Source organism: Zhongshania sp. (assembly GCF_041623545.1).
In the GTDB taxonomy this organism is placed as follows: Bacteria; Pseudomonadota; Gammaproteobacteria; order Pseudomonadales; family Spongiibacteraceae; genus Spongiibacter.
The window spans coordinates 1-3,556 of record NZ_JBFJWS010000316.1 but is presented as its reverse complement, the minus strand read 5'-3'; the positions used below and the strand labels follow the sequence as shown (position 1 = coordinate 3,556).

General features: G+C 50.0%; 3 protein-coding genes and 1 pseudogene. 2 read left to right on the top strand and 2 right to left on the bottom strand.

Annotated features, from left to right (window positions below):
* Positions 1-742, bottom strand: a 742-nt coding sequence (locus tag ABYT30_RS17100; RefSeq protein ID WP_373097645.1) for a formyltetrahydrofolate deformylase, incomplete at its 3' end; no start/stop codon positions are given.
* A 188-nt stretch (positions 743-930) separates the two neighbouring features.
* Positions 931-1,827 (bottom strand): bifunctional methylenetetrahydrofolate dehydrogenase/methenyltetrahydrofolate cyclohydrolase FolD, encoded by an 897-nt coding sequence (gene folD, locus ABYT30_RS17095; protein ID WP_373097643.1) that lies wholly within the window; start codon positions 1,825-1,827, stop codon positions 931-933.
* A 325-nt stretch (positions 1,828-2,152) separates the two neighbouring features.
* Here folD and ABYT30_RS17090 point away from each other — a divergent pair, with 325 nt between their 5' ends.
* Both ABYT30_RS17090 and ABYT30_RS17085 read left to right on the top strand, forming a co-directional pair.
* Positions 2,153-2,797, top strand: a complete 645-nt coding sequence (locus tag ABYT30_RS17090) for a TetR/AcrR family transcriptional regulator (protein ID WP_373097641.1) — start codon at positions 2,153-2,155, stop codon at positions 2,795-2,797.
* Positions 2,798-3,170: 373 nt separating this feature from the next.
* A pseudogene (locus tag ABYT30_RS17085) lies at positions 3,171-3,556 on the top strand (hypothetical protein); the annotation flags it as partial.

Here is a 3,556-nt window from a genome sequence, read left to right as displayed (position 1 = left end):
TGTGATTCACAGGCTTGACCTCCTGAACGATGATGGGGCCTTCGTCCAGATCTGCGGTTACGTAGTGAGCGGTGGCACCGATCACTTTTACACCCCGTGCATGGGCCTGATGATAAGGCTTGGCACCCTTGAAGCTGGGCAGGAAGGAATGGTGAATATTGATCGCACGCCCTTCAAGTTGCCGACACATGTCATCCGAAAGGATTTGCATGTAGCGCGCCAGCACCAGTAGATCGACGTTGTACTGATCCATCAGGCCCAGTATTTGCGCTTCCTGCTGGGGTTTGGTCTCGGGTGTAATGGGCAAATGGTGATAAGGAATGCCATACCATTCAACCAATCCACGGCAATCGTCGTGGTTGGAGACAACACCAACAATATCAACGGGCAAGGCGCCCGAGCGCCACTTGGTTAGCAAGACATTCAGGCAGTGATCAAATTTAGACACCGCCAACAGGAGCTTGGGCCTGTAGCTGGTTTCGCGTAAACGAAAATCCATCTCAAATTCTTTTGCCAAATCATCAATTTTGGATGACAGAGACGCAATACCCTCTTCCAGAACGCGGTCGTCAAATACGAGCCGGGAGAAAAAGGTGTTGGTGTAGGGATCCGAATGCTGGGACACCTCGGTGATGAACGCGCCCTGGTCGTAGAGCAAACCGGAAATACGAGCCATCACACCCAGTCGATCCGGGCATTTAAGCGTAAACACGTATTCTGCGGACAAATTTTTATCGGACATGTGTTCGATTCCTCTCTATTAGGCACCAGGATCCACGGCTGGATGCCACCGCAAGTAAAGCACATGGCTTACTTATAAGTCAAAAGGCTTACTGCGTACTTGTAGCACCGCGTCCATGATGAGTACCACCACTTGATAGCGCTTACACCCTGGATGAATTTTTACTTAACCCCTTGTTTAAAAAGGGTTTATTTTATCTGGCTTTGCAGGCCATTGATGTTACAAGCGGCAATTACGGTATTACGTAACAAACAGGCAATCGTCATTGGACCCACACCGCCCGGCACGGGTGTTACGGCCGCCGCGTGCTGTATCGCCGCATCAAAATCCACGTCACCAACCAATCGGCTTTGGCCACCGCGCTCTATGCGGTTGATACCCACGTCAATCACGGTACAGCCCGGCTTTATCCAATCACCCTGAATAAATTCGGGCCGACCTACGGCAGCGACCAAAATATCGGCCGTACGACACACAGCGGCGAGGTCTTGTGTTCGCGAATGGGCAATAGTCACCGTACAGTTTTCCTGCAGCAACAAAATCGACACGGGTTTGCCGACAATATTAGAACGCCCAACTACGACGGCATGCTTGCCCGAGAGATCGCTACCAAGCGCCTTTTTCGCCAGATCGATACAGCCTCGTGGAGTGCAGGCTACCAGCGCCCTAGCATTGCCATTGAGCAGGCGACCACTGTTGATGGCGTGGAACCCATCTACATCCTTATCTGGAGAGATAGCCTCAATCACGGCCCCTTCATCAATATGAGCGGGCAGCGGAAGCTGAACCAGTATGCCGTGAACCTGCTCATCAGCATTTAATGTGTCGATGAGCTCCAACAACTCGTCCTGGGATATGCTGGGAGGACGGTCAAAGTGAAAGCTTTTCATGCCAGCCGCTTCCGTCTGCCGCACCTTGTTTCGCACATAGACCTGACTTGCGGGGTCTTCCCCAACCAACACGACGGCAAGGCCGGGAACCAGATTGTGATGTTCAGTCAAGCGCGTGACTTCTTGCGCAACAGTTTCCCGAAGTTCAGCTGCTACAGCCTTACCATCGATTATTTTTGATTTCGCATCTGCCATTGGATTTCGTCCGTTTACGTTTAGTCACTGGTAGGCTCTTACACACCCTGAGCCAGCGTAGCTATATCGGCGATTAAATCATTCAGCTTTATATGAGTCAATAAGCTTATCGCGGTGTTTTTTATATTTCTGCGCTGCGCAGAAGGGCCGCTGTTTGGCTGAATCACTATCTATAGCTAACCCGGGTTTACGCGCTTATTTGCGTTTTTCGGCGATAACGCTATCCTTGGCGCCAGGAATTTACGCCTTTATGGCATGCCAAACTTGACGGTTAAGCTATAGCCCAGTAGCATCTAAGTCGACCGATTTAATTTAAGGCACTGCTATGCTTACACTATCCCCCAACGCAACCATTGCCGAACAAGGAAAACAGTCCCTGCTGCGAGCAGCGCTGAAGCTGTTCGCGGAAAACGGTATCGATGCCGTGTCGTTGCGGATGATCAACCGGGAAGCGGGGCACAAGAATCATTCGGCCCTGCACTATCATTTCGGTAGCAAGATGGGCTTGCTGGAGTCGCTGGCTGAGTTCATCCAGAGCTGGTTTGAAGAGTCACGAGAAAGCGCTCTGGTCGCGGTTGAAACTTCCGACACCGTTGATGGTAAGAAGATCCTGGAAGCTTTTGTAACCCCCTACCTCAATATCCTGAAGGAAGAATGGGGCTACGACGCGGTGCGCTTTATCGCGCGGATGGAGTTTGATGCCGATTCCGACACCCACCATATCCTTAATAAGTTTGCAGGCCCATCTATTGAGCGGTTTAAAAAGCTGCTGGTCAAAACTTACCCGGAATTGCCTAAAAAGCTACTATTCCAGCGTTTCAATTTCTGTATCACCAGTATCATTATGGGGCTGGCTGATTATAAAAGCCTTAAGGATTCCTACATGGGAAACCTAAACACGCGCCCAGAAGACTTGGTAACTGTCATGCTGGATGTATGCTCCCATGGTCTAGGCGCTCCCTGTAGCTAACTGACGGCCAACGCTGAGCTTATTACAGAAGGACGCAGAATTTTAATGACGACGTTCACATTGTTCTGAGTAGTAAGAACTACAAAACACTTTGGCCGGATGATGCATCTCCCGGAGGCATGCCGAGCACATGATGACCGAGGAGGCCGGACGACGGCTTCCGATAACAAGCTAGAATAAAGCCTAAATCAAACGTTCAGCGTTAGCGGCCACCGGTTTATTCTCGCCCGAAAATGAAACCACTGAAGCGGCAGCAACTAAGCATCGCTTGTACTAAGCACTTCAAGTAGACCATGCTATTGGCAGACCACTTACTTTCTAAACAAAAAATAACCGTCAAAGCGAGCTTAGTCTTTAGGAATATTATACAAATATGCCGAATACCCTCGTAATGGTAACAGCCACGGCAGGTATTGCTTTTAGCTTGCTAGTGATACCGCTTCTACTATCTGACCCTCAAGGTGATCGTCGGGCGAATCGCTTCCTGGCTGTTTTTGTCGGCATTTTGGCATTGAAACTCACTCAGCGCGTATTGCTCTATAGTGGAACGTTGGAAGTGTATCCTGCTCTCACCGGCTTTGGGCGGTTTATGTACTTCGCCCTCGCACCACTGCTCTACTTTTACATTTGCGCATTAACCAAAGAAAGTTTCGTATTGGAAAAACGTCAGTATTGGCACTTTCTGCCGGTACTCTTGGCGTTGGTCTCGCTGCTGCCTGTTTATTTTTTAGGCGAAGAAGCGAAGCGTGAACTGGCGGT

Coding starts and splice junctions, on each gene's coding strand:
- folD (WP_373097643.1), bottom strand. CDS start 1,827: ATGGCAGATGCGAAATCAAAAATAATCGATGGTAAGGCTGTAGCAGCT.
- ABYT30_RS17090 (WP_373097641.1), top strand. CDS start 2,153: ATGCTTACACTATCCCCCAACGCAACCATTGCCGAACAAGGAAAACAG.